The sequence below is a fragment of the Paraflavitalea soli genome (genome assembly GCF_003555545.1).
GTDB lineage: Bacteria > Bacteroidota > Bacteroidia > Chitinophagales > Chitinophagaceae > Paraflavitalea > Paraflavitalea soli.
Map to the genome: position 1 here is coordinate 1,878,367 of NZ_CP032157.1, position 26,895 is coordinate 1,905,261.

The following is a 26,895-nucleotide window of genomic DNA, read 5'->3' on the forward strand; positions in this document are numbered from 1 at the left end:
ATCAGTTGGGTAATTGTTGTAAGATCGTCCGGTTGGGCGTAGGCAAGCCTACCACACCAAGTATGATATTCTTGTCATTCACAGCCCCATTGTACTTCACCGATCCATCCATATTCACATCCGTACGGTGATACAGCGTCAGTACATTGTTGCTCGTGCCCATACCTACCTGAGCCAGCACCGCATTCTTATCATTGTTGGTGCCATTATAGCTCACCGTACCATCGCCATTCGCATCACCGGCCCACAGCACCATTACACCCCCCAGGTTGTTGCGCGCATCCGTACCCCAGGTGGCCGTAGCCGGAGCACTAAAGTCGATCCCGGTAGCCGTGGTAGTATTGAGCGCTAGAGGCGCGGCCGTCATTACACCCAGGTGATTGCGGTGGCGGATCGCGATATAATAATTACCATTCGGCATATTATTAAAGTATACAGGCGAACTGCCATCGAGGTCCACAATACTGCCATCGCGCAACAGCAGCGCCGATCTGGCTGCTACTACCTGCGTAGGATCAGCAGGGTTGCGCAGCTCCAGCCATATCCAGTCTACCAGCGCTGTATTCCCCGTGATCGCCAGGCGCGCAAGCGGAATGCTGGCAGCCGGTGTACCTACACCCGTAAATCCAAGAACAGGGTAGGGATCAGTAAGCGGTACCAGTGTTTTCGCACGTAAGCTATCCACCATCAGCCCCTGTGCCGCTACATACGGCCCTTGCAGGAAGGCCTTGGCCGATACGATCAGGCCGGCCGGTGCACTGCCCACGATCACCTTCACCACATCCGTAGTGAACAGGTGCCCATCACTCACGATCAGCAGCAGGTCAAACGTCTTACCCTGGTCTGCCGCACTCACCCCAAAGCTCGGGTTGGCAAGGGTTGAATCGCTCAGTGTAATGCCTTCCGGCGCTATCCATTGGTAGGTCAGTACATCCCCATCAGGATCAGTAGAGGTTGATCCGTTCAGCAGTACCGTAGCCGGTGCAGTGACGTTGATATCATCACCCGCTTTCGCCACAGGCGCCCGGTTGGTAGACAATACCGTCCACGATACCATCACCGGGCCATTACCATACTGTCCGCTGCTGTATTTGCTAAAGGGTCTTGCATTAAAAGTTAATTGATAAATACCCGGCTCAAGACCCGTTGTGCGAATACCAGATACATTGTATACCGTATCATTCAAAGCTGTAATGATCAATCCTGCAGTGGATAACCCGGCGCCATTCCTTGTCAGGCGCATGGCCGTATCCAGTCCCGCGGGACTTAACAGTTTAGTGGCAAATTTCAGCGGAAGCGTATCCACCTGCCGCGTCAATACAGCGCCACTTGTAAACTGCCATTGCGCAGTGAGCGGTACAGGGTCTACATACAATTGCACCATCGCTGTATCGATACCGCCGTTTGCTCCTGTAGCTGTTACACGAATACCCGTATTACCACCATTTTGCAAACTGACCGGCACACTCACATTGCCAGCTGCTACATTCGCTTCCCTGCTCAGTACAACAGCGCCGCCAAGATCCGTTTGCTCGATCGTCACCTGCGAAGCATCCGCACTCAGGTCAAAGAGTACCCGCAGGGTATCACCCGATGTAATGCCATCCGTATTGGAGAAGCCCGCATCAGGCGTTACCCGTAGGTTGCTGATCGTGATCAGTGCCGACCGATCCACCGTCCAGTTCACCGTTTGTGTGCCCGTTCCAAAATTGCCCAGCGCATCTTTCACCAGCGCCATATTGATGCTGAAAGTATAATTACCATCCGGATACGTCAGCATGCCGAAGTTGCCGGCTGTCCAGTGTTGCAGGTCTGTATTCGACAACTGTGAAATATTGAGCGGCTGTACGGCACCATTCCAGGTCAGGCTCACCGCTGCCGTATTGAAACCCGCTACGTTCTCATCAAACTCAATCGTAACAAATGGTATATGCTGTGCATCCAGCCCACCTGTAGCCAGTTTTTCCAGTTTCACCAGCGTAGGACCGGCATTATCTACCGTCAGCGTGATCGACTCAGTGGCCACACCTGCTACATGACTGGCCGATTGTATATTCGGCAGGTCTACCGTCAGTACATAATTACCTGCTGTGGTCAGTATAGTACCGAGACCCGATAAGTAGAACAGCTTATGATCTGCCCGCACACTATCGATCACCAGGCTGCCGCTTTGCAGCACACCATTCTTAGTGATGGTGAAGCGCGCCGGCGTCACCGTAGCTACATCCATCGGCAGATTAAAGAGTACGTTCAGTGTATCGAAAGCTGCCGCAGTACGGCTGGCCGGTATCGCCAGGAAGGCTTCCACCGTCGGCACATTCAGGAACTGTGTCCAGGTTACTTGTTTGCCTGTTTCTCCCTTGATGCCATAGAGATCACTGATCTCAGCTGCCTGCGCCGTAAAGCTATAGAAGCCATTGCCTGTTGTCACACCAGCCAGGTTTACTTTATAAGTAACAGAATCCATCTTCGTGATCACCACACTATTGTCGATGATATTCGGTCCGCCCTGGAAGGTCAGCGTCAGGTCTTCCTTCGTAAAGCTGGCCCCATCGATCGCCTTATTGAATACCACCGTCAGCTCTTTCACTTGTGTGGCCGATACCTGTGCTGGCGCACCATTGATGCTTACAATCGCCGGTACCTCCAGGCTCTTGGGTTTCCATACCAGCGTGTAGGTCACCGCAGACTGTGTAGAGAAAGTATCTACAAAATGGAATTTATTCTCATACACCGGGGCCCTGCTCACGGGTAACGTCACAAAGGTCAGCCAGGCATTGTTGAGCGGTATCACCTGCCCATCACTGCGCGTTACACTTTCCAGTTCATATAATTTATTGCCCGGATCATCCAGCTTGATATAATTCCAGCCCGCCACAGAAGGCATTACCGTAAGTACATTCGTAAAGCCGGGACCTGATACAGGCCCATTGAAACTGCCCGAAGCCGCCGGACTTACCTTGGCCGTCTTATTGCCTTGCGAGAAGTACAGCATATCCGGTACATCATCCACATCAAAGAGATCGTTGACAAGGAAGTCCGTAATACCATCATCCAGGCTGCCATACACTTTCACACTTCGTGTCAGCTCATGCAGTTTGATACCTTTCACCAGGCTCAGGTCTGGATTACCAAAACTGTTCGCATGTACCACATTCGCTTCATAGCTTACAAACTTGCCCAGCAAAGAGCTCGTAAAGTACCACTGGCCAATCTTTGTAGAGAGCGCCGGCACCGTGCCAAAATTGATATCCGTTACACCCAGGTTCTTGGGCTGCCCCTGCAGGTTCGAACCGATCAGGTTGAAATTAATGGCCAGGCCCTTCTCGTTTTCGATGATCTTGGGTTGCGCCGAAGAGATCATCATGTTTACCGCAGGTCCATAACCCTGGTTCTCTACCATCACAGCCAGCTCAGCAGGCACTGATGGTTCAATAGCAGGATCCGTCAGCGGATCATCACCCAATATATTCCGTTGCATAAAGTAATGCAGCATCAGGTTGGGGCTTGGGTTCACCGTCAATGGCACCTTCGAAAGCGGCATATCCACCATCCCCTTCGCATAAGGGTCCCAATACCGCACCGTACCGCTGAAGTTGTACACCTTCGGCACCGTTGGCGCCGCACCCGGCTCTGGTATGAAGAGGAATTTCACACTGCCCTTTTGTTGCGACGCGATGATACCTGTACCCGTCACATTCGGCAGGTTGGTCAGACTCTTCGTTTGTATCTCAAACAGCCCGTTACTTGGTACACCGTTCTCATCAGTGATCTGCAACGTCACACTCAGCGAATCCATTGCATCCGTCGGGTGACCGTTAAAGATCTCCAGCGTGCCTTCAAACGCTTCCCTGGTCATCGTCAGCGTTTGACTGAACTGTACTTTCACCGAAGCACATACAGTTGTCTTGCTTTGCTCTTCCAGTATCCGGTCCAGGTCCGCACGTACTTTTCTATACATGTCATCGATCGACTCATATCCCCTGTCGATAGAAGTATTGTGCGCATCCACCAGCGAATCTGAATAACTCTTCACCTTCATCCAGTTGATGATATCAGGATACTGTGCATTGGGCGTCAGGATACCCTGACTGCGCGCATACACCGAAGTATTCCACCGCGCAAAGAACGCTTGTAACAAGGCCGGTGAAATATCATAGCCCGTCATCGCTGCCAGCACCGTAGCCTGTTTGTCCGGGCGGATAGAATCCACATTAGATAAATAAGTACCGATCAATGGCTTCAGGTCCCGCCACGCATCATTATGAAGAATATCTCCCAAATACAGCTCAGACCATTTCTCACGCAGGTCATAAGCATGCATCACAAAATCAATGTCATCCCGTATCTGCAGGAACACCGCATTCAGTTGATCCGCAGCACTGCGTGCACTCGACTTATTCATCATGCGACCGCCAACATCCGTTCCCATGCAGCTCGTAATAGCCTCTTTAATGCTCATCGGGCATTTGATCCAATCCGGTGTTGGATCAGGTGTGAAACACTGGATATAATCGATGATGCTGCCATTTACCAGTTTCGTTTTCGCAACACAGGTCATGATACCACCCACACCGCCGTCCGGCACACCACAGTCAAATGCTGCATCGATCATGTCAAGGATACACTTCATACAGCTCGACTTCTCATCCGTATAGGCTGGCGTATTCCCTGAGCCACCACCACCGCCCGGCAGTTCACAATACAGGCAGGGAATATTGAAATATAGACCATTGCCGCCATAGGGCAGGCTGCCGCCACCCACTAAAGGCTCCGTACCGCCTCCGGGAGGTCCCGAACAGACACGCCCTTTATAATTGATCAGCGTACCTACTTTTTGCCACAGTCCCGTAGACAGTTCACACTTGTACACATACAATACAAACGTATAGTCTGAGCAGGTCATGCCGCCACTGCTGCCACGCGCACTCAGGCCCAGCGCAGCCAGCGAAGTGCCCATTTTGCCGCCAGGCAAGGGCACCCCGCGCCGTTTCATGATCACCGGTATCTGAATGCTCTGCTGGGCATTGAGCGTACCCGCCACATAATTCGTCACAAATTCATATTCCACATCCTGCGTAGGCAGGTTGAGTTGTACATTTTCAGCTGCAATAAGACCATGATTCGTCAGCGTTACATTGAACGCATACGTTTCAGTACCCGATAAGGCCGGCATATCCTTCGGCATATCGATCGTCACCACCGGCATCGGCACATTCGTCTCAAACTGCGTTACCAGCGTCACATCATATTGGTCCTGGATCGCTGTAGGCTCTACCGTCCAGCTGAACGTGATCGCCTGGTAATTCAGGAACACACTCGTAGCCGTCGTATCACCCGGATTGATCGTGATCGTGCCATTATAAGGTAAATGCTTTTCTTTCTCTACTACAATACGGTGCTTGCCTTCAGGGATATTGCCCGCGGCAAACACTCCAGCAGCATCCGTATTGCCTTCTGCATATACATCACCTGTAAAATAATTCCTGATCTGTACATGAGCGCCGCTCACCTTCGGAGCATCCGCCGCATAGAATGTAAATTGATTCGTCACCGTTACTTTCACCGCACCTTTCGATTCCGCTTTTTTCTCAAAGCTGAAAGGCACACTAAAGCTGTTGCCATTTTGCACTGCAATGCCCACACTGCCCGTAATGGGATAGTTAAAAGGCACTTCCGGCAGCGCCTTGAACTTCAGTACCACGATGGTCGTATCGCCCGGGCCAATAGCCGGCAAGGCAAGCGGGGTCACACTGCTCAGCCAGTTCACCTGCGGCAGGTTGATATTGATAGCGCCCGTGCTGCCTGCCCCCTTATTCACCAGCATCAACGTAGCCAGGCGCTCGCCAATGCTTTGCGATACCGTCACATCGATCTTCGTGATATCTGACACCACATAGGCCTGCTGGGCCTGACAGAAGTAGAATACACTATTCACAGCCTGCACAATGCCTTCTGTAGCCACCGCCTGTAAATTGACGGCCTCGAAATAATTACCGGTTGTTAAAGCCTTGCCCACAACCGTGTAATGCAGGTCAGCACTGGCATTGCCCGCCAGCAGCGCGATCGTGTCATAACGGATCACCGCCCCATTGGGTAGGCTCACCGCCTTCAGCGTAAAGTTGGCCAGGCTCTTATTGCTCAGGTTCTTTACCGGCAGGTTGCCACGCAGCGTATCATTCAAAAATACTTTGTACTGCACGGGGTTATTGTTATTGATCAGCACACCCAGGATATCAAAATTATCCTGCTCTGCAGTAGCACCAAGGCCAGGGAAGCATGCACCCACTATATAGTGGCCCGCCTCATTGCCCAGCGGCTCAAACTGCGTGCTATAATGTCCCGCTGCATCGGTCGTTGCGCTCAGCACACGCCGCAGACCGTTCGTGATCACATATACCTCTACTTTCGTATTGCCAGCCACCGCGCCATTCGTCTTGGTAGCTACACCAGTTACCGGAATATTTACTCCTTTAAAGAAATAAGCCCCATCCACCACAGCCGTAGCTGTATAATCAGGACTCACCACCACTTGCACAGGCTGCGAAGTATTGTTGGTCGTCAACAACTCTTCCATATCCTGGTCCGGGTTCACCTCATAGATCAGCTTCCAGTTGCCCGGCAGGTTCGGCATCTGCACCGCATTCACCACCTGCGCACTTTGGCCCGCAGGTATAGCAGCAGCAATGATGTCTTCCGATACCAGTGTATCTGCCAGGTCAAACACATCATCTTTGGAAAGATAACCGCGCACCTTAATGCCGCCCGGAGCCGTAGAGAAACCAGTATTTGTCACTGTTAACTGGTAATTGAAGAGGCTCATCGCCTGCACCGTTGCATTGGTAAGTTTTGCCAGCGGCACTTGCAGGTCCGGCTTATTACGGTCCGATACCATCACCCACACCGAGCCCGTAGCAAATCCATTGGCTGTAGCATGGAAATACACCTGCTGGTTACCATCCGCTACATTATCATTGATCGTCGTCACCGGCACATCTACATAAGACTGACCGGCAGCGATCACCACCGAAGGTGGCACAGTAGCCTCATTCGTATTCGAAGAGGTAAGGTTCACCAGCATGCCGGATGTAGTAGCCGTATTGCGCGTCACTCGGATCGTACCCGCATTACTCAATCCCTCCGGCAACGTCAGTACCGGAGCTGTCAATGTCAGCGTTTGTCCATCATTATCACTAATAGTAATATTCGTAGATACAGAGCCGGCTGTTGAAGGAGGCGCGCTGCAACCACAGCTGTTCACAAATACAGCCGCAGTGATCACTACTACACGTTCTCCATCCGCCAGCGTATTATCGATAACACCTACATTAAACGTCTTTTCATTTTCATTGGCTGCCAGCGAGATCGTAGCAGGCATTACCAGTGTATTAGGTGCACTGGCCGATAAATTCACACTAAAGGCCGCATTCGTACTGCCGGCAGTACGACGCAACGTAGCCTTTGTGGCATAAGCCCCTGCTCCTTCAGAAATAAGATTGCTTAGCAATACCAGCTCCAGGTTGGGCAGGTCATCATCCTGCACCGTGATCGTACCGGTGGCCGCCGTATGATTGGCCGCACCCGCATTGATATTCACCGGCACCGCAATCTCTGGTATATTGTCCTGCGCCAGCGTCACCGGCACATCCACAAACAGCGCGCCGGCAGGTATCGTCACAGAAGCCGGTACCGGGAACCGTGCCTGGTTATCTGAAGTAAGGAATACCGATAGCGAAGCTGCAGAGCTCAGGTTCGTGCTCACCCGGAAATTCACCGTATTGCCTTCCATCACAGTGGCCGGCAGGTTCGTGATCGTCAGGCTCGCCTGGTCATTGTCCAGCACCTGTAATGTTACTTTCCCTGCTCCATAGCCCGCAGCACTCGCTTGTATACTATCATTCAAATTGCCATCCAGCGCCGCATTGTCAGGAGCCGCCACGGTAAACGTGGTGCCCGCCTGACCGGCAGGAACGGTCACCGTAGCCGGTAAGGTAAACCGCGTTGGGTTCGATACCGCCAGGTTTACCGTCAATGCTGCGTTGATAGCCCCCGTTCTTTTCACAGATCCTGTCACCACAGGACCGCCCTCCGTCAGTTGATTGGAAGAAAGCTCCAGGCTCAGCAATTTGCTGGTGCTCCACGGAGTTGCCTGCACACCGGTATTATTGGCTGTAGCCCCGGGAGTTTCCTGCACCGTAGCGCCGGGTACCAGTTCCACCACAAACACACCCTGCGCACCAATGTCAAACAAAGCAGGAATGGTTACCGCCACACTGCGGTTCACCGATCCCCCTCCGGCAAGTATGGCCCCATTCGTATAATTGACCGATTGTATCAATGTCCTGTTTCCGCCAGCCGCCGACTGCATATAGATACGCTCTGTCCAGTCAGATGGAGAAGAGCCCGTGCCCACATTAGCCACCGTCCAGTTGATCGTAATCACATCATTAGGCCCAACAGTCGTAGCAGCAGATGCCACACCCTGCACCGCCAGGTCAGGCGTTTGTACTACTACAAAGGTATCCGTCACCTCAGCAGCTGCCAGCCAATTGCTATTACCCGCCTGGTTCACCTTGACTACCACCGTACCCGCATTCACGATCGTAACCGTGTCGCCCGATAGCGTAGCAATGCCTGCCGGGTTTGTCACCAGTGCCAGGCTCACAGGCAAACCAGAAGAGGCATTCACCATTAATTTAAAAGGAGCACTGCCCACAGCCTTATCGGGCGTAGCTCCCAGCGAAATAGTTTGTGCTGCCTTTTGGATTGTAAGATCCGCGCTGTCCTTACCGGCATAATTGGGATGACTGATCGTAGCCACTACCTTATACACACCCGCATTCGCCGGCGCGCCAGGCACGCCATTGAAGGTCAGGCTCACAGGTAATCCTGCCGGATTGGTAGTAACAGTTGGTGTTCTCTGCGTGCCATTGTATACCTGTACCAGGTTGCTGAAGCTCAGCGTGGCAGCGATCGGTGTCACTATAATACTGATCTGCGTGGTGGCTTCATTATAATTCTCATTACCCGCCTGGAAAGCCCGCACCACAATAGTGCCCGCACCATTGATCACCAGCGTATCGTGTTTCAAAGTACCCGGACCACTCAATACCGTATAAGTAATAGGAAGACCCGAAGTCGTAGTTGCCTGCAGCACCACTTCACTGCTGCTGCCAAATAATATATCAGGCACAGCAGGGAAAGTGATCGTCTGGTTTTGTCGTTCACCCACAAATACCACCGGGTTCGATTGTGGTCCCGCACCGCAACTATTCGTATAGCTCACCGTGTAGCTGCCTTCATCCGCCGCATTCAGCGTATTGCCCGTGGCTCCGTTAATGGCTCCGCCATTCTTGTACCACTGGTAGCCCGTAGCGCTGTCTGCAGGCGTATAGGCAGGCGTACTCAGCGTACGTCCGCTGGTATTGACCACCGGCTTCGTTTGCGGCGCCCTGCCAAATAAAAATACATTAAAGTTCACCGATGCACTGCCGCATGTATTCGATACAGTGAGGCTTAACACGTGAGGTCCGCCCGCTGTCCAATGGGCTACCGCTGTTCCCGCCGTAGTATCCAGCGTGCCGCCGCCATCCACCGTCCACACATATTTATACTCCGGTCCACTGAGATTATTGACCGTATACGTTTGATCCCCTACGCAGCTATTCGCAGCACCATTAATGCTGAAGTTGGCCGGCGTGCGCATGATGCGCAGCGCCGTACCATTCGCGCCGCTGGTATCATTGGGCGAACTGCCAATTACCCGGATACGATACCCATTGCCCGCGCCTATTTGGGCGGGGATGATGGCATCGATCGTATCGGAATTAAGCCCCGTCAGGGTGCCGATATTGGTCGGATTGCCAAAGTTGCCATTGGCATCCGACAACTGTGCTGTAAATATATTGTTGCTGCCGAAAGGCGCATTCACCGCAAACGGTACCGCTACAGGACCGCCCGCACACAGCGGACCCGTAATATCGCCAATCGTAATAATGAGTTCAGTAGGAGGCTCTACCTTGAAGCTGCCCAGGTTGGTCAGGCTCCAGGCGCCCTTCGCATCGATGGCGCGCAGGTAGAGTTGGTGATTGCCCACAGACACAGTAGCCATGTCGAGCGCAAAGTTGATATTATTGAGGTCTATGCCCGGTGTCACCGGTACATTGGTACCCTGGCCAAATCCAGGGTCCGTATCTACAAAGTATTCCAGCTTCACAATATTCGAAGGCGTATTATTGCCAGTCACAGCTGCTTCTTTGTAGAAGCTGAGGTTATTCGTAATCGTCCATTTACCATACGCATCTTTAAAGCGCGTATACAGGCGGTGGAAACCCGCAGTAAGCGAGGTTATATCAGCCGTAAAAGCAATCGTTGACAGGTCGATGCCTGGCGTTACAGGTATATTCACACCACCGCCAAAACCGGGATCGGTATCAAAATAATATTCTCCCTGCACTACATTGGGCAGGGTGCCGGAAGGACCAGCCAGGTTCTCTTTATAGAACATCCGGGTATTGGTCTGGCTCCAGGTACCATCCGCATTTTTAAACCGTACATACAAACGGTGAAAACCGGCTCCATAGCCGGTAATATCAAAAGCAAAAGATACATTCGAAAGATCCAGTCCCGGTGTCAGGGGAATCCCTGTACCCCTGCCAAAACCAGGGTCCCCATCTACATAGTACTCACCGGCCACAACACTCGACAGGGAACCGTTTGCTGTGGTAAAGTCTTCTTTGTAAAAAGAACGCACATTCGTCAACGACCATCCGCCTTTAGTTACCGGCGTTCCGTTTTCTGTCACCTGGTAAGGAGGAATAAAACCGCGTGTATACAGATTGTGGAAGCCCGCCGTCAAAGCATTGATGTTTACCTGGAAACTCGCTGTTACATCCACACCCGGGGTTACCAGCACCGTGGTGCCGTTGCCTGGCCCGGGGTCCGTATCCATAAAATATTCAACCTTGGTCACCGATTGCGCCTGGACTTCCGTCCACACACACAATCCCAGGATGAAAATGGCAATCGTATATTTATACGCCTGTTGTAGTAAGGTTCGCATATTGATTGTTGGTCAGAAAGGACCCGTTTTACGGGTTATCAATTGAATGGCGGGACCACCCCCAATGGGTATCCCCATTCGATTTAGATCAGTAAACAAATGTCAGGCTGCTTAAGGGTGGGTCGCCCTCCAGGGGCGGCTCACCCTCGACCAATGAAGCTTGTCGAAGCCCGCTGTCTGCGTTAAAAGCGCTCGCAGCTCGTAGCTCATAGCTCGCTGCTTGCCTCCCTAATTCCCCGCCGACTTCACTTTCACCTTTACGTCGATCGGGTCCGTATTGCTGCCGATCGGTTGTATTTCGAAGGAGTAGATGGCCGGCATAGGCGGCATGCCAGCCAGTATGTAAGCATTCTGACCACTAAACATGCCACAGTCAATGGGGTTCTGCGCCGTACTGCCATAACCTGCACCAATAGCCGGTGATCCTGCTTTTAATTTCCATTGTCCTTCTGCAGTTGGGTTTGTCGTTGCACCCACAAACACATTGGCCATGATCACATTCTCCTGGTTGCCATTGGCATTGCCAAACTGAGAGGCGCTGGCCATATTATTGGAGTAAAGATTGCCCGTACCTTCAAACTGGCCGAATACCATAATGTTGTTCGTGAAATTGCTGTTGCTGGCGCCTACTTTACCACGCCGGAAGATATTGTTCTGTACCAGCAGGATGGCGTTTGCATGTGCTGCCAGGCAATAAGAGGTCGTGCCATCGCCCCCCCAGGCTTCAAAACAAATATAATTATTGGTGATCAGTACACCGGTAGAAGCATAACTCACCGCTATTTTCACACCATAATTCTGAGATATGATCACATTGTTGATGGGAATATTGCTGTTGTTACTGCGGTAATACAGGTTGATGGTGCCAATACTATAATCGGGAATGACGCCATTTTGAGTAGAGAACCTATTGCGGCGGATAAGGATATCATCTGAAAATATGTTAATGCCATTGCCCTGGAAATCGATCCCCATGACCAATGACCCTTCCGATCCCACATTGAATGCAATACCAGCCAATTTGCCTGAATGCTGGAGGGCCTGGCTATTGGGATTTTCATCGAGGAAAAAGCCTGGCCCCAGTATCGTTAGTTTTTTGCCAATAGTGGCGCCCCCATAAGAATAAGGCGAACCTTCAATGTGCAAGGTATCGCCCGGGGCAGCGCCGTTAACCGCGCTCTGCAGGTCGGTGAAATCGGCGGCCACACCAGCGTTGTTGTTCACCCGCCAGATCTTTGCCAGGCTGTCTTGACTGTTCAGTAAAAGGCACAGTAATGCCAATAGAGTAGTTGCTCTTCTCATAATTGAAAAAAGTGAAGGTTAAATAATATAGCTTTAGAAAATTGGTTGTTGATCCAATGGTACTTTATAGGAGAGGACTTCCAATAGGCCAGGAGCAGGGACTCCTCCATCACATACACCTCCTTTTCTACAGACTGCAATATAGTCCGACGAACGGGGCGCGCATATCCTGTTTTTAGGGGATATTTTGTCGAAAGTCAATAATTACCAGTTAGTGGTACATCATTATCCAAAATAGCCATATTTCTCCTTAAACCAGCAGGGAAGGATTGCAGGCAAATTCTTCAAAAGAATATTTCGTATAGTTTACGCAACCTCCCAGGAATCGTCGGTAACGGTACATCTCTTCCTTTATAGCAGGCTCCTTTTTACCATCATAGTTATTAACCACACTCACTTTGAATGGTTTGCCCGGCTTCCGGTTTTTCTGTATGCGTTTAATGAGGTATTTTACATGAATATCCGCATCGGGAAATGAATAACCACAAAATACCAGGTGCTCAGCTTCCAGGAGATGTGCTTCCGTTTTGTTCCAAACCTGGCTCAGAAATACATTCGAAAGGTTCTTATAAAAAGTAGGTGGAACTATAATAGGCGCATAAAAAGTGCCACATGTAGGACACCCTGACTGATCTGGGTCAGTAATAAGGTCTGAAACTCCTTTTTGATAAGGAGTTAACCGTAGATTGTTACAGGTAGGGCAGAATAACCAGTTGAGCGATCCATGGATCTTAAACAACTTAATACTTTCTTCTCCCTGCCTGGCCAGAAAACCTTGATTGGAATTCACAAAATCAAAACCATAATTGATCTTTTCTCTACCACGTTCTGCCTGATCCAGCAGCGCATTGTCACATAGAATATCATAGTTGGTAGTCACAAAAAAAATATCTTTCAACTTCCGTAATCGCGCTAATTGATTGACCAGTTCCCTATGCAACCTGGCGCGGCGACGTAATTTCTCCTGGAGAATATCTGCCATCAGAAACACCAGGTAGATCCTTAAATAATTGATCCTGCCACTATTGGATGTCAGGTTCAATAAAGGGAAATTCCTGAACGACTGGTTGTTCTGGTCGGCCAGGTCAAGAATGCCAAGCGCCTCTTCAAAGGTCGGAAATTCAATTCCCTCCATACGCTTATTCACCTTGATGCCAAACATCTGGTCAAAAAATCTCGCCAATTCTTTTTCATGGTCTTTACGCCGCCCTCCGCGCTTTTTGATCATCTCGAAATAGTCCTTAAAAAGGCTCCCTTGCGAAGAAGCTCCTTCCGCAGCCGAGGCGCCGGCTCCCAGGAAAATGGCAGTTTTTTCTGACATAATCAACGGTTTGTAGGTTGTAACAAAGATGAATGGCCATTGCCTGCAAAACGACCGCTAAAACACCTTTTCTTGCTGACCGTTTAGCTTAGCCGCCCAGTTGAATATGCTCCTGCGCCAAACCATTAATAGTGCACCAGACTGGGTATCGAAAGCTAAGGAGATCGTATAATTGGTTACCGGCTTAGTTCCTGCTTTTTGTCCGCAGTTCTCCCAGCAGTTTTTCCATTCCACCCGCTGCCAGCAAGGGCCGCACCTGGTCATCACGGATGCTCTCCATCATGGAATCACCCAATATCGTCACATCAGTCAGTTTCCAGCCGTTGGTCGTCTTCCCTAAAATATATTTCAACTTCATCTCCTGCATCTTTAAAGGATGTTTAATAAAGATGGTAGAGCCTACCTGCGCCCGGGTGCCTTCAACCTTTGGCGTCTCATAGGCGATAGAGCTTAACTCTTTGAAGTTTTCCCGTATCCGGGGAAAGGCGATCTTCGAAAACACCGTTTGGAACAAACTGTTAAATTCAGTCAGTTGCTCCTTGGTGGCCTTACCGTAATAGTCCCCCAGTAAATAACGGCTTACACTATTCATATCCACCTGCTTAAATACTTGTCCGTCATTGCCCTTGCGGATAAGGGTTACTACAGTCTTGACTGGTTTTGAAGCATCCTCCGCTGGCCTGGACTGGCCTTTCACCACCAACGCAGTGAGCAGGAAAATAAGATAGCTGGCTGAATACTTGGAAAGAGAAAGCATAATAGGGGCTTATTGATAATTATTAATAACTTAGGGACTCTCCCTTAAAAATACTTAAATAATGATCATCCTCCCCATATTTGGAGCCGTCTTCATGCTGATTCCACTCGTCTTTCTGTTCAAATGGCGGAAGATGAACAATACCGGCATCAGGACCGAAGGAACGATCGTTGAATTTCAGCGCAGAAAGAATGCACGATCTGCCTTTCCCGTAGTCACCTTTCAGACCATCGGCAATATATCCATTACAAAAGTGCCCGATTTCTCTTCTTTTCCCACCAAGGTCAAAGTAGGGGATAAGGTCAGCATCATTTACAATCCAGACGATCCCAATGATTTTATAGTGGAAAGTGGCCCCGGTCGCAGCATAGCTTTCCTCCTCATCGGCCTCGCCCTCATCATTATTTGGGGAGCCTTGAAATGGAAACAAATAGAATTTTAAACACTTATCAAGCGTATATTTTGCCCCATAGAGCTTGTCCCGCAACAGGCGGGAGGCTGCCGCTTTGTAGCACATCGTATACGGTTACCCGCAGAAAGACAAACTTTAGTTAAAACCTACCAGGATCATCATTAAAAATATTGAATGGATATCCATCCAGCATTTATTTATTTTACTTTGCACATATCCGGTAGTCTACCGGATACGTGTAAACCATTAACCTTAACTAAAAACGTTTGCTCCTATGGCAAAAATTATCCTCATTCCCCTGCTATTGCTGTGTACTTTTACCTTCGCTCAACCATCAGGTTATGTCCCCGGCACCCAGGTCTGCTGGACGATCAATGGCATACAACATGGTTATTTTAAAGCCGCCGGCAATGGCGAACGCCATATCCTGCTTTCTTTCACCGGCTGGGGTGAAACAAACTGCTCCAATTACCAGACCAATGCGCCCCAAAACCTCCTCAGGGATAACGGCATTAACTGGGATGGCCGCACCGTGCGCGCACCTGGCGACACCATCGTGTGGGAGATACTCACTGTACCCCAACATAATGACAACTATATGGAGCCCTACGCAAGAGCCATTGATACTTTCTTTGCGAAGATTGCCCCCATCGACACCAGCAACCACGCCCGCTTCCATGTATCAGGTCTTAGCCACGGCGTAGGACGATTCTGGAATTATTTGTCCAACGCCCAAAGCCACAATAGTCCCTACCGCCACATCTTCTCTACCACCATCAGCTTATCAGGCCAGCAACAGGATTCCGCCATGCTCGCCAACACCTCGCGCAACAAACGCAACTGGGTATGGGTGGGAGTGGACGATAATGGCCAAACCCATCCCAATCTTTCCTTATACAATTACAATAATATGGCCCAGCCCAAACGTTGGACACTTCAGCAAAGTACACCTACTTCCACCGCTGGCCACAACAGCACCACCTGGGATAGCTGCCATTCCCTCAAAGGGGTCGATACCACCACCAACACCTGGCTCTGGATGGTAGCCAAACCCGATACCGCTACACCACCACCATTATGCCCCGGTTCCGGGGGACCCGCCAATTATGTGCCCGGCACCCAGGTCAGCTGGACATTCAACGGCCGCCAGCACGGCTACTTTCGTGCACCAGGCTGCGGCGAACGCCATATCCTCGTAGCCTTCACCGGCGATGCCATTATCGATACCACCAATTATCAGATATATGCACCCCAGAAACTATTTGAAGATGCCGGTATCAACTGGAATGGCCGCACCGTACGCGGCGCTGGCGATACCATTGTATGGGAAGTACTCACCATTCCCAACAATGCCAATTACTGGCTGGAAGCCTACACCAATGATATTGGCTATTTTCTGGAGCATATCGAAACCATCGACACCAGCAACCACAATCGTTTCCATATAGCCGGCGTTAGCCATGGAGTGGGAAGAATGTGGGGGTACCTCACCAACGACCAGAACAATACCAGCCCATACCGCAACATCTTCTCAACCACCATTGGTGTGTCCACCACCTGGTCCAATATTTACAGCAAGATCAGCGCATACAGTGTGGGCAAACGCCATTGGGTATGGCATGGCGCCAGCGATGCCAATAGCAGCACACCTCCATCAGCTTCTACCGACCATTACAATGCCCTCAATGGCGATAAGCGCATCACCCTCCAAACAGGTGGCGGACACAATGCCATTACCTGGGATAGCTGCTTTTCCCTGCTGGGCAGCGACAGCAGCAACAACCGGTGGTTATGGATGGTCACGCCGCCTGCTAGTGGGCTGCGCAGCTTTACCACCAATCCTGCGCCCGGTAAAGCCACTGAAAATGCAGCAGCTGGCAACGGCGAACTGAAAGCCTGGCCCAACCCTGCTACCACCAGCGCCCGCCTCAGTTGGAACGGCAAAGCGGGCGTCGCTTACCGCATCACCGTATCTGATGCCGCAGGCAGGATAAGAAAAACCCTCGCCGGTGTACAGGGCAATACCCACACGCTCGACCTGTCCACTGTCACCAAAGGATGGCTGTTTGTACGTGTAGAAGGAGGAGGAGAGCAGTTTAGGCTCAAACTGATGAAAGAGTAATACTTGCGTACCAATAAATACGGGCCGGCAAATCGGCATCCATCAGGAAGTCATTTGCTGGCCCTGTTTAATTTAAATATCTCTGTAAAGGGATGGTAGTCTAACTGAAAAAGAGTAAGCCAACACCTGACTATAAATACTAACTCTTTAAAAATATCACCGCAACTGCTTCCTGATCCGGCTCAGCGATTGCTGCGTTATGCCCAGGTAAGAAGCAATATCACTCAGTGATACCCGTAAGGCGATCTCCGGTTGCCGCAACAGGAACTTCTTATACCGGGCAGTGGCATCTTCTCCCATCAGTGCATGCCGCAGTTGGATCTTATCCAGCAACCCCTGCTGCGTAATGTCCCCGATAAGCCCCTTAAAATAGGGAATGATCCCATACAGCGCATGAAGTTGCTCCCTGGTAAACACGATCAGCTGCGTATCACAAGCCGCAATGATGTTCTCCTGCGACGGCCGGTTATGCGTAAGGCTGTCCAGGATCGTACAAAACTGGTTATTCTTCAGAAAGAATTGCGTCACTGCCTTCCCGCTGTCATTGATCGTCACGATCTTTAAAATGCCATCACAAACAAAGTACAGCTCCCGCGCTGTCTTGCCTTCCGCCAACAACACTTCTCCTTCTTTCACTGAAGCAAAACGGATATGCCCACGGATAATACCCCGGTCACCCAAAGGAATATCTTTGAATAATTGCAGGTAACTGATCAACTGGTCAAATGCTTTTGATTCCATAACCATCCCAAGTTAGTCTATTCAGCGCGATCGGCTCCCTTACACCAACACTGTTCCTCCATCCACTACCAGCGACTGCCCCGTACAAAACGCCTGCTGCATCAGGTACACAAAAGCCTTTGCAATATCGGCCGCTTCCCCCACACGCTTCACCGGCAGCCTATTGCCTACCGAAGTATACAATTGATCCCGGTCTTCTGCAGACAAACTATCCCACAAGTTCGTTCTCACTACCCCCGGCGATACAAGGTTCACCCGTATCGGCGCCAATTCTACCGCCATAGCCCGCATAAAACCCTCCATGGCCCCGCAAATGCTCGCCCCCAGCGACCAGCCCGCACCCGGGCGCAAACTGGCAATACCACCTGTCAGACATATCGAACCACCCGCATTGATCAGCGGCGCTGCATATTTCACTGCCGCAAAAGCCCCCCAGTAACGCAAGGTGAAATAGTCCCGCGCTTGTGGGATATTCGTAGCAGCCAGCATGGCCAGGCTGATATTTTCCCCCGCCGTATACACCAGGTGATCAAACTGCCCTGTCCTGCTAAAAAATTGGCGGATCATCACCTCGTCAGCAAGATTGACCACATGCCCCTCACTGCCAGCAGGCAATTCCTGCAAAGCCTTGTTCACCCGCTGCTGATTACTGGAGGCCACTACTACACGTGCCCCTTGTTCAGCAGCCGCAATGGCCGTAGCCAATCCCAATCCCGAAGTACCGCCCAGGATCACCACCCGGGCATCCTGCAATCCATGTTTGTTCTGTTGCTTGTCCATTTGCTAAATATTAGAACACAAAGGTCTCCCAGGTTTATCGGTCCTTATTTACCATTTGGTAAAAAGCGAATGGAGCCCGCAACCTCCACACACTTTAATCCCATTCTAATATCGCTCTAATCCGCCCCTTAGAGTGATCACTGTACTTGCTGCGCGGCCATAGGCACGGCAATTGCTGTTGATCGGCTACAGCTAACAGCCACAGGCTAAAACCTAACCGCTAATAGCTAATTGCTAATACCTTATTTATAATGTCCGTCCTCCATAAATTACGCCACTACGTCAAAAAGTATTTTGACCGCATCAGCAATGAACGGCTCAAGACAAACCTCCTGCAGGCATTGCCCTTCTGGTTCGCTGCCCTCATAGCAGGCCTGGTGGCCGTATTTTATGCTAAACTCTTTTCCTGGGCAGAAGACATCACCCATTACATACTCCTCCACGGCAAGGTCTTCCTTTTCATCATTACCCCTGCCTGCTTTCTGATCGCCTGGTGGCTCGTACACCGCTTTGCTCCCTTTGCCGCAGGAAGCGGTATACCCCAGGTCATGGCCTCTATAGAACTCGCTACCCCAAAACACCATGATAAGGTCGATAAACTACTTAGCCTGAAGATCATTTGTATTAAAATATTGTCTAGCCTCCTGATGGTCGCGGGTGGTGGCATTGTCGGAAGGGAAGGCCCCACCATACAGATCTCAGCCTCTATTTTTCGCACCATCAACCGTTGGCTCCCCGCCTGGTGGCCGAAGATTTCCAAGCGTAATATGATCATGACCGGCGCCGCAGCCGGACTGGCCGCCGCCTTTAATACACCACTGGGAGGTATCGTATTTGCCGTTGAAGAACTCACCAAAACACATATCAGCTACTTCAAGACCGCCCTCTTTTCCGCCATCATTATCGCTGGCCTCACTGCTCAGGCATTGTTAGGTCCTTATCTATACCTCGGTTTCCCCGACGTGGACAGCCAAACATATACCATCCTTTTTTGGGTCATCCTGGTCGCTATCATTACCGGCTTACTCGGCAGCATCATGTCTAAGATAATCGTCGCCATCATCCGGTGGAAATCCACCTTTACACGCCAACGCCAAACCATCCTGTATTTACTCGCCTGCGGTCTCCTGGTGGCCACAGCAGGCTATTTCATGCATGCCAGCGCCATAGGCTCCGGCAAAGAGATCATGACCCAAACCCTGTTCACCGGCGACAAACAAGTCCCCTGGTACCTGCCACTCATGCGCATCGAAGGGTTGATCGCCTCCTTTACCAGTGGGGCCGCAGGCGGCGTTTTTGCACCCTCCCTTAGCGCTGGCGCCAGCATTGGCTCCATGGTTTCCGGATGGCATACCTTCTCTCCACAGGATACCAATATCCTCATCCTTGCCGGCATGGCCGGATTCCTCACCGGCGTTACCCGTACCCCCTTTACCTCCGCAATCCTGGTGCTCGAAATGACCAACCGCCACAGCATTATCTTTCACCTCATGCTGGCTGGTATGATAGCCAGTCTCGCGGCCCTCATCATCGACAGGCATTCCTTTTACGATCACCTCAAAATTAATTACCTGAAAAAAGTGCTCCACGAAGAAGCCCCGGCAAACTCCTCATCCACAGACCCACACAAACCGCGGGAGCAGGAAGCCTCCTGACAACCGCGCACGCGCCTTACCCTCCATGACTTTTCCCGTTAAAAGACCCTTTTTCACCCCTCAGGCTTCCGGTAGCTTTGGGATGCATTAGCAATAACCTCATTTAAAACAGCCTTATGTTTGCCAATACCGGAACCATTTCATTCATACTCTACAGTGTTTTTATCGGTATCACCGTCATAGCCCTTTTCGTGGCCTTTTATATCATACTCAAAGGAAAGGTCGATGCAGCCAAGCTCGATAAAATGATAGAGCTCTTTAAATATGCTATTGTATCCGTAGCTATTGCCACCGTCACGCTCGTGGTATCCGACATGTTCAAAGAAAGAGAACAGGACGTAAAAGAGTTGGAATACTTCGACCGTTATGTCGATGATGTAGAGAAAGTAGATGGCATTGAACAACGCTTCCAATTATCCAAATACCTGTCCATCGTAGCACCCAGCGGAGAGATGAAAAAGTCATGGAGCAATTACCATGATACCATTAAGATCGAATATGCAGAATACCTTCGGGATAAAAGAGAAAAAGCCAAACTCGATACCATTAGCCACCCCACAATTGAACAGGAACAACGGAAAGAACAGTTACAGGAAAAAATAAATATAAAGCAAGGTCCACTTGTCTCAACAGGCGCCTCCGCTTCCCTCACCCCAAGGGTCTACCTTCAGATACCGGAGGAATCACAGCGTCCCCTGGCCGCTACCGTCCAGTCTGTATTGCGCAATGAAAATTTTGTTGCACCCGGTATTGAAAATGTGGGCAAAAACCCGCGCACCCTTATTCCCGCCGCTACCGAAGTCCGGTATTATCGCGAAGAAGAGCTCGATCAGGCCCTTCGCCTCATTACCCTGTTAAAGAGCATGAACCTTGGTCTGAAGATCAACGATACCCCACAAAAAGTGCCCGGCACAGGCAGGGGCACCCGGCCCGGCCACTACGAAATATGGTTTTCCAGGTCCTGAGCATCATGGTACGTGTCACTTCGCACCAGTTCTCCTTCATCCATTAAATCCAAAAAATCTTGGTTCATCGTAGATTTCCTATTGACATTGTAGAGGGAGAGCAGTAGTTTTAGTGTAGTTAATCAAATGATAGCGTTTCAAACAATCCAATTCCGGTAAGACCACCCAATACCTAAGTAAAACCAGCCAACAAAAGGCGATCCGTACCCTATAAGACCAACAAGAACCTTATCATTTGATCAACAGTTTAAGATCCATTATCCAGTCCAATGTCTCTGAAAACCAGGTTAAGTGATTCTGATCCCGTCCAAAATGATTGAGCCCCTCCCGGAGGGGCTTTTTTTATGGATATTGCGGTCCAACCCTTCTTCCTCCTTAGTGACTTACATGCAGCAAACGTTGCTGTGTGGTAAAGTTTGGAAGAAGGTAGAAGTAGAAGCTTCGTATCCCGGTCGTGCAGCCGCATTACAGGAAAGGCGACGTGATGAAAGCAACCATCATAGACAGCGAAGTACCCAACACCTGTAAAGAGCGATTGATCAAAAAACTGCTCACTATAAAAGGTTGGCAACCTGCACAAAACAAAGGGAAACCGGTATGTAGTATTTACCGCTGGTATATTGCCTGTATGCGCTGGGTAGTGGAATAATGCACCTGTCTGAAGGATATCACTGGGTCATAAGGTTCATTACCTCCATTAAAGCCTCCACCAGGCAACCAGTCCAAAGTCAGTCAATAGCTGACATGCACGTCCACCCTTATCAAAACCAATATAAGTGGCATAACACCCATCTCCATAGCCCGTGGTAAAAGTAGCCAGGTTATGCCCTTCAAACTCGTGCATATAACCCCGGCGAATCAATTTTTCGTCTTCAATAAAAACCGCCTCCCAGTCAGATGCCTTCTTTTGATTGAAATAGTAATTGGCGACTGAGTCTATGAACAGGCCAATGCCCGCATCTACGCCATAGCAATAAATACTGGTATCCTTGATCGAAATGGGCCTTTGTCCTTTCTTTAAAGCATACTCCCAACGCACAATGGGGTTTTCAGAAAAAACGATCCTGCTGAAAGCAACCCTTTCATCATCTTTGGTTTTAGCCAGCGCCAGATGAACGGGAAAACGACCAATGGGAAACAGCTCCGTAAAGGGCGAGGCATCATGCATCACAATAGGGTCCCCCGCAATGATCTTTCCACTTTCAATTTTAATACTACCAACATCGTATTTGTAAAAAGTGTAGGCCATTTCTCCTTGCAATACCTTGGTGCCCGCTATAAACGCCGCCTCAAAAACGGGCGGGAGCGTGGTTCCCTGAAAAGAAGTGGTGACCACAGGCTTGGAGGTGTCAGCTTCCTCCAGTACAGCCTCCGCCACCCCAAGTCGTGGTTGATCATAACTCATACAGGAAGCCAAAAACACCAGTAGAAAAATAGCAGAGACTGTTAATGTCCTATATTCAATCCTGTTGCACCCATACATATTTACCTTGTTTAAAGTATAAGATACCTCCACCGCCGCCTTCCTCTTCATGCACAAAAATACCGTCTTGCTCTAGTCTGATCTTTTTGTTGTCTGGCACCTGCTGCTCACCAACTATCTCCCCATCAACAACATTGTTGAAGATCACCTCCCCTTTCTTAATCACCGCCAACTGGCCCACCCATTGAAGGTCTTCAAATAGGCCGCCCACATCCTCCCCATTTTTCAGCACGAAAGATGGCCCGCCGCCATGTTTTATGTATAATGCAACAGCACCCGTTACACCATGTTTTACCAAGATAACCGTATCCAATTGTACGTCAGCATTAAAATGTCCCGTCACCATATAGGGCTGGTGCGTGGAAGATATTTTATAGACAGTATCGATGCCATAGACCGTTGCAGCAACAGCAGGATAATCATAATACCGCGCAAATATTTTTCCACCTCGTTTATCAGCTAGGAAGACTACATTTTCGACACCTTCTCCCACAGGCTGAACCAGTAAACACTCCTTGTTAAGTTCAAACAACACAGCAGTACTTGTCTTTCGAAATATATCCAGGTCATTGTAGCGGTTCACTTCCAACAACAAGGGTTGCCCGGGTTCGTCGAAGGAAACAGTATCCCCCGACTGAAAATAATGTAGGCGTTTACCCTGACCGATATAGCCTGCCACTTCTTCCCTGGTAGGATATCCCCCTTTATAAACATCATTTTGAGGCCCCAGTAGCCTCGTCCAGAATCGTACTGCCCAATTGTTCGGCGTTTGTTTAAAGGGTTCTGTTTCCATCACTACACAACCCGAGGTGCTGTACCAGACACGCAGATCAGGATCAAGATTGTAAAATTCTTCATCAGGCAGCCCAAATGTTTCGATGGTAGCCTTCCCCTGAAAATACGCACTACTACCCGCCACAAAGCTCAACAGGGGTACAATCACCCAGGCAGAGACAAGCAACAGCCACCATTTTAGCTTCGTTCGTTTAATGAATAGATAAAGCAATGCGCCACACCAAATGGCCAGCCCTATCAGCACCGGGAAATAAACGATAAACGCCAGCCACGATACAGCAACTGCTGTCCCAAAGACTGTCCAGATTAGCGCAGTAGGTTTTGAAGAATTTATCATGTCGGAGGGGAGGGGTAGGTGTGTTATATTTGCTCAGACACCAATATACATAAGTTTCAATAATTAATACCACCAGGTCGGCCCAACCGGTGCCCTGCAATCCACAAGCAAGCCTGCACTCTCTTTAGCCCTCTTTTCTGCAGGTAATGAAAAAGAAAGGATAATTCTCCGTTACTTCAGAGATGTCATATAATCCCGCCGCTCCAAATTCCGCTTGGATCGACGCCCGGTCGTAAAAGAACAACTTAACCCCGCCAAACATTTCATAGCGGTCTTTACTGATAAGCTGCCCTTGCCCGTAGGTAGGAGCCGCTTTCGAAATGACCACAAAGACCATATAACCATTTTCGGCAAGTTGATCATAGCAGTCCCTGATTAGCTTCGCTCTTTCGCTGCTGTCCAGCAAATGGATCAACGCATAGCAAAATAACCCATCATATACATTGTCATCAAATGGCATATCCGTTACAGAACCATGATGTATGATCATACCTGTTCCGTAATGCTTTCGGGCCATTTCAATAGCTGTCTTTGAGATCTCGATCCCGGTTACTGCCATTCCGTTGTCCAGAAAAAGCTGCGCATTCCGCCCATAACCAATGCCTGGAATGAGGATGTTTTTTATGGATTGCTGGACGAAAAGATCTTTCGCCAATACGGCAGACTTTGATGGCTCAAAGCCCCACATTTCCTGTTTTTCGTTGAAAGCTGATTCCCAAAATTCCGGGCGATCCGTAGTATTGTCCATGGCTAAATCCTGCTTTTGCAACAAAGTTACAGAATCTAAACTTGTCCGTTATTTACCAAAATGTCAGGATCGATACCGTCGCAATAAATCCGATCACCATCGCCGCCTGGTAATAACACCAAAATACACTCATGCTGTTCTCCTGCTCATAACGGGCAATGCAGATGATAAAACCTATTACCGGTAACCAGTACAACAGTTTATTATCCATACAACAAGCATTTCCTTAAAGTTAAGGCATTGTTGATAAATCGTACTAAACTTACCGGACAGCCCCAAAACTCCAAATCCAGGCCAGGATCCGGGCGCTAATTACGGTAAGGCATAACCAGCTTTCCAATACGAATACTTATGCCCCGCAGTTTTAAGGACTTGCCACTTATTTATCCCCTGTGTTTTCCACAAGCAACATTTCACCTGCTTCATCCCCGAACTACTTGCAGCAGGAACCCCTACATTTGCCACCGCAATAACCCGCAGTACCAAACAGTGTAAACTTTTTTCAAATGGGCAGCGATAAAGAAGATGTAATACACAACAATAAGAAATTTGAGAACATCAGTTATTCAAAAACATCACCCTCCGTAATACAAAGGCCGTAGGCATCATGTGGACGGAAGCCGAAAGCCCCTTTACCATTACTGCTTCCAACAGCCGTTTAAGCTACTCTGGCTTTTATGGAAAGAAATTGAAAAAGATCCGCCTCACCCATTGTATCGCCGATGAGGTAGACTTCACCGACTGCGACCTTACCCAGGCCGTATTCACGGGCACCGATTTCCGCGGCGCCACTTTCTCCAATACCATCCTCACCAAGGCCGACTTTGTAGGCGCCCTCAACTATGCCATCGATCCCAGGACCAACAAACTCACCGGCGCAAGATTTTCCTTGCCAGAAGCCCTTTCCTTCCTCTATTGCCTCGGCATCGAACTCGTCGATCCCGATGATCATATCCCAATCCAACCATAGCCGTTACCTCCGGCCCCAGGTATAAGAATTGCAACATATGCCCTAAAAAGCCATGTTTTCACCACATAAAATAGAAGATTACAAGCAGTTCCAACTCTGGGCAGTAAGATCAGATGACAGCGACGCCTGCTACATTCGCATCAAAGACAAAGATGATACCGGGGATAATTTTAAGATACTTCTTAAGACCGTCGATTGCAGTTTCGTGGAAGGAGACCATGCTGCCAGGCAGAAAGCCCTGGTGGAAGTAAAGAAATATATCGATAACAATCTGATGACTGACCGCTAACACAATAGTTCATGTAATTAATCCCTACATACATTATAAACATCGGAGCATTATTGCCTCATTGGTTTTCCGTCACCCCCACAATCACCCCAAAATCCCCATCCGTCTGTACCCAGTTCCTGGAGGGTAAATACATCCGCGACACAAACCCGTCCAGGTACAAAGCATCCTTACAACCCAGCCTTTTAAAATAAGTAGCAAAATCATAAAAATTGATCGGCTCCTTCGACATCGCAAAGACAACCTGATTGCCAGGCAGTATGCCCACGCCATTCCGGATATTCAGGTTGGCCGAGCCCTCCTTAAAGGCCGGATGGATCTGTCCGTCAATCACCAGCATAGGCCCCGACTGCGTAGCATATTTTATTTTCCCCTGATTCTTGTAAGTCGCCGTAGGGCAAATGCCCGGCACATTGTCTGCGGTCAGGAAAAATACCCCGTTCGGTTCCAGGTAAAAATTGCCGTTCCCTTTGGAAGTATTGATCCCCCTTACCGTTTTTCCCTGCTCCACATACAGACCCAGCGGGGAACGATCCTCCATATACATGCCTCCATTCATGGCAAAGACCAAAGTCTCGTGTTTCCCGTCGAGCCAGTTTTTCAGGTTCCCGATGCTCTTGAAAGCCACCTGCTGCTCATCCCGCCAATACAACTTGATCCCTTGCTTTTGGGGATCAACAGTATAGCTTACAAATCGATCATCTGCAGGTGCGGCCGTTTGAGCAAACACAAATAACTGAACAGCCCCGGCCAACAGCACGCCAGCCATTAAAAAGCCCATGGATCTATGCATAAAGTTCATATGATTACTAAAGATTCAATGCCTCTTATTTTCCATAAAGTCTCCCATCCCAGTTCAGACAAACAAAAACCCTGCTCCGATGAGCAGGGCTTTATCATATCTCTGATAAGAGAAACAGTTTTTATTTACCCTCCGGATACCCGGAAGCTGACGCGCAGACAAAATTGCCCGCAACGATGCCGCCGCTTTCCGGCCAGGCGATGATCGTTTATAACCAGCAGCCAAATCCTGGCTTCTGCCTCCCTGTTTTTATCCCGTTCTTCCTCTCGTAAATGTTCCGCAGCCATTCAACTTAGATTCAGATCCGGGAAACAAAGGATCAATACCAGTGGCAATAGCCCTCAGTTGACAGCT

General features: G+C 49.6%; 18 protein-coding genes. 7 read left to right on the forward strand and 11 right to left on the reverse strand.

Translation table 11 applies throughout. The features are described from left to right. Position 1: 1 nt before the first annotated feature. The 4 genes from D3H65_RS06915 to D3H65_RS06930 all read right to left on the reverse strand — a co-directional run bounded on the left by D3H65_RS06915 (position 2) and on the right by D3H65_RS06930 (position 14,442). Positions 2-11,062: an MBG domain-containing protein gene (locus tag D3H65_RS06915; RefSeq protein ID WP_119049557.1), complete on the reverse strand. Its 11,061-nt coding sequence runs from the start codon at positions 11,060-11,062 to the stop codon at positions 2-4. A gap of 228 nt (positions 11,063-11,290) precedes the next feature. Continuing rightward, positions 11,291-12,364, reverse strand: a complete 1,074-nt coding sequence (locus tag D3H65_RS06920; protein WP_162915459.1) for a right-handed parallel beta-helix repeat-containing protein — start codon at positions 12,362-12,364, stop codon at positions 11,291-11,293. A 250-nt stretch (positions 12,365-12,614) separates the two neighbouring features. Continuing rightward, entirely contained in the window at positions 12,615-13,685 is a 1,071-nt protein-coding gene (locus D3H65_RS06925) for an SIR2 family protein (protein WP_119049559.1), read from the reverse strand. Positions 13,686-13,869: 184 nt separating this feature from the next. Next, the gene (locus D3H65_RS06930) at positions 13,870-14,442 is read right to left on the reverse strand and encodes a Tgt2/MlaC family protein (RefSeq protein WP_119049560.1); all 573 of its coding nucleotides are present in this window, start codon (positions 14,440-14,442) and stop codon (positions 13,870-13,872) included. Positions 14,443-14,503: 61 nt separating this feature from the next. Here D3H65_RS06930 and D3H65_RS06935 point away from each other — a divergent pair, with 61 nt between their 5' ends. Continuing rightward, the gene (locus D3H65_RS06935; RefSeq protein ID WP_119049561.1) at positions 14,504-14,884 is read left to right on the forward strand and encodes a DUF3592 domain-containing protein; all 381 of its coding nucleotides are present in this window, start codon (positions 14,504-14,506) and stop codon (positions 14,882-14,884) included. A 244-nt stretch (positions 14,885-15,128) separates the two neighbouring features. After that, a complete protein-coding gene (locus D3H65_RS06940; RefSeq protein ID WP_119049562.1) occupies positions 15,129-16,976 on the forward strand; it encodes a T9SS type A sorting domain-containing protein in 1,848 nt (615 codons plus the stop codon). Between the two features lie 156 nt (positions 16,977-17,132). Here D3H65_RS06940 and D3H65_RS06945 read toward each other — a convergent pair whose 3' ends face one another. Next, positions 17,133-17,717, reverse strand: a complete 585-nt coding sequence (locus D3H65_RS06945; protein WP_119049563.1) for a Crp/Fnr family transcriptional regulator — start codon at positions 17,715-17,717, stop codon at positions 17,133-17,135. Positions 17,718-17,756: 39 nt separating this feature from the next. Further along, positions 17,757-18,497, reverse strand: coding sequence for an SDR family oxidoreductase (locus tag D3H65_RS06950; RefSeq protein ID WP_119049564.1), 741 nt, complete (start codon positions 18,495-18,497; stop codon positions 17,757-17,759). Between the two features lie 251 nt (positions 18,498-18,748). Between D3H65_RS06950 and D3H65_RS06955 the strand changes: the two genes are divergently transcribed. From D3H65_RS06955 to D3H65_RS32815, 3 genes are all read left to right on the forward strand, one after another. Beyond that, entirely contained in the window at positions 18,749-20,152 is a 1,404-nt protein-coding gene (locus D3H65_RS06955) for a chloride channel protein (RefSeq protein ID WP_119049565.1), read from the forward strand. A gap of 116 nt (positions 20,153-20,268) precedes the next feature. Beyond that, positions 20,269-21,117: a hypothetical protein gene (locus D3H65_RS06960; protein WP_119049566.1), complete on the forward strand. Its 849-nt coding sequence runs from the start codon at positions 20,269-20,271 to the stop codon at positions 21,115-21,117. Between the two features lie 484 nt (positions 21,118-21,601). Continuing rightward, positions 21,602-21,766 carry a hypothetical protein gene (locus tag D3H65_RS32815; RefSeq protein WP_162915460.1) on the forward strand — a complete coding sequence of 55 codons (165 nt, stop codon included), beginning with the start codon at positions 21,602-21,604 and terminating at the stop codon, positions 21,764-21,766. Positions 21,767-21,814: 48 nt separating this feature from the next. Here the strand turns inward: D3H65_RS32815 and D3H65_RS06965 are convergent, their stop codons facing one another. From D3H65_RS06965 to D3H65_RS32820, 4 genes are all read right to left on the reverse strand, one after another. Beyond that, positions 21,815-22,522, reverse strand: a complete 708-nt coding sequence (locus D3H65_RS06965) for a DUF4241 domain-containing protein (protein WP_162915461.1) — start codon at positions 22,520-22,522, stop codon at positions 21,815-21,817. Between the two features lie 55 nt (positions 22,523-22,577). Then, positions 22,578-23,732 carry a UbiA prenyltransferase family protein gene (locus D3H65_RS06970; RefSeq protein WP_119049568.1) on the reverse strand — a complete coding sequence of 385 codons (1,155 nt, stop codon included), beginning with the start codon at positions 23,730-23,732 and terminating at the stop codon, positions 22,578-22,580. Positions 23,733-23,856: 124 nt separating this feature from the next. Continuing rightward, positions 23,857-24,504, reverse strand: a complete 648-nt coding sequence (locus D3H65_RS06975; RefSeq protein ID WP_245999694.1) for a class I SAM-dependent methyltransferase — start codon at positions 24,502-24,504, stop codon at positions 23,857-23,859. Positions 24,505-24,532: 28 nt separating this feature from the next. Next, a complete protein-coding gene (locus tag D3H65_RS32820; protein ID WP_162915462.1) occupies positions 24,533-24,691 on the reverse strand; it encodes a hypothetical protein in 159 nt (52 codons plus the stop codon). Positions 24,692-25,087: 396 nt separating this feature from the next. On the opposite strand from D3H65_RS32820, the gene D3H65_RS06980 reads away from it, so the two are divergent. Together D3H65_RS06980 and D3H65_RS06985 are read left to right on the forward strand one after the other, a co-directional pair. Continuing rightward, a complete protein-coding gene (locus D3H65_RS06980; RefSeq protein ID WP_119049570.1) occupies positions 25,088-25,450 on the forward strand; it encodes a pentapeptide repeat-containing protein in 363 nt (120 codons plus the stop codon). Between the two features lie 52 nt (positions 25,451-25,502). Then, positions 25,503-25,739, forward strand: coding sequence for a hypothetical protein (locus D3H65_RS06985; protein WP_119049571.1), 237 nt, complete (start codon positions 25,503-25,505; stop codon positions 25,737-25,739). A gap of 58 nt (positions 25,740-25,797) precedes the next feature. On the opposite strand, the gene D3H65_RS06990 is transcribed toward D3H65_RS06985, so the two are convergent. Next, positions 25,798-26,532 carry a phosphodiester glycosidase family protein gene (locus D3H65_RS06990; protein ID WP_119054418.1) on the reverse strand — a complete coding sequence of 245 codons (735 nt, stop codon included), beginning with the start codon at positions 26,530-26,532 and terminating at the stop codon, positions 25,798-25,800. Between the last annotated feature and the right edge of the window lie 363 nt (positions 26,533-26,895).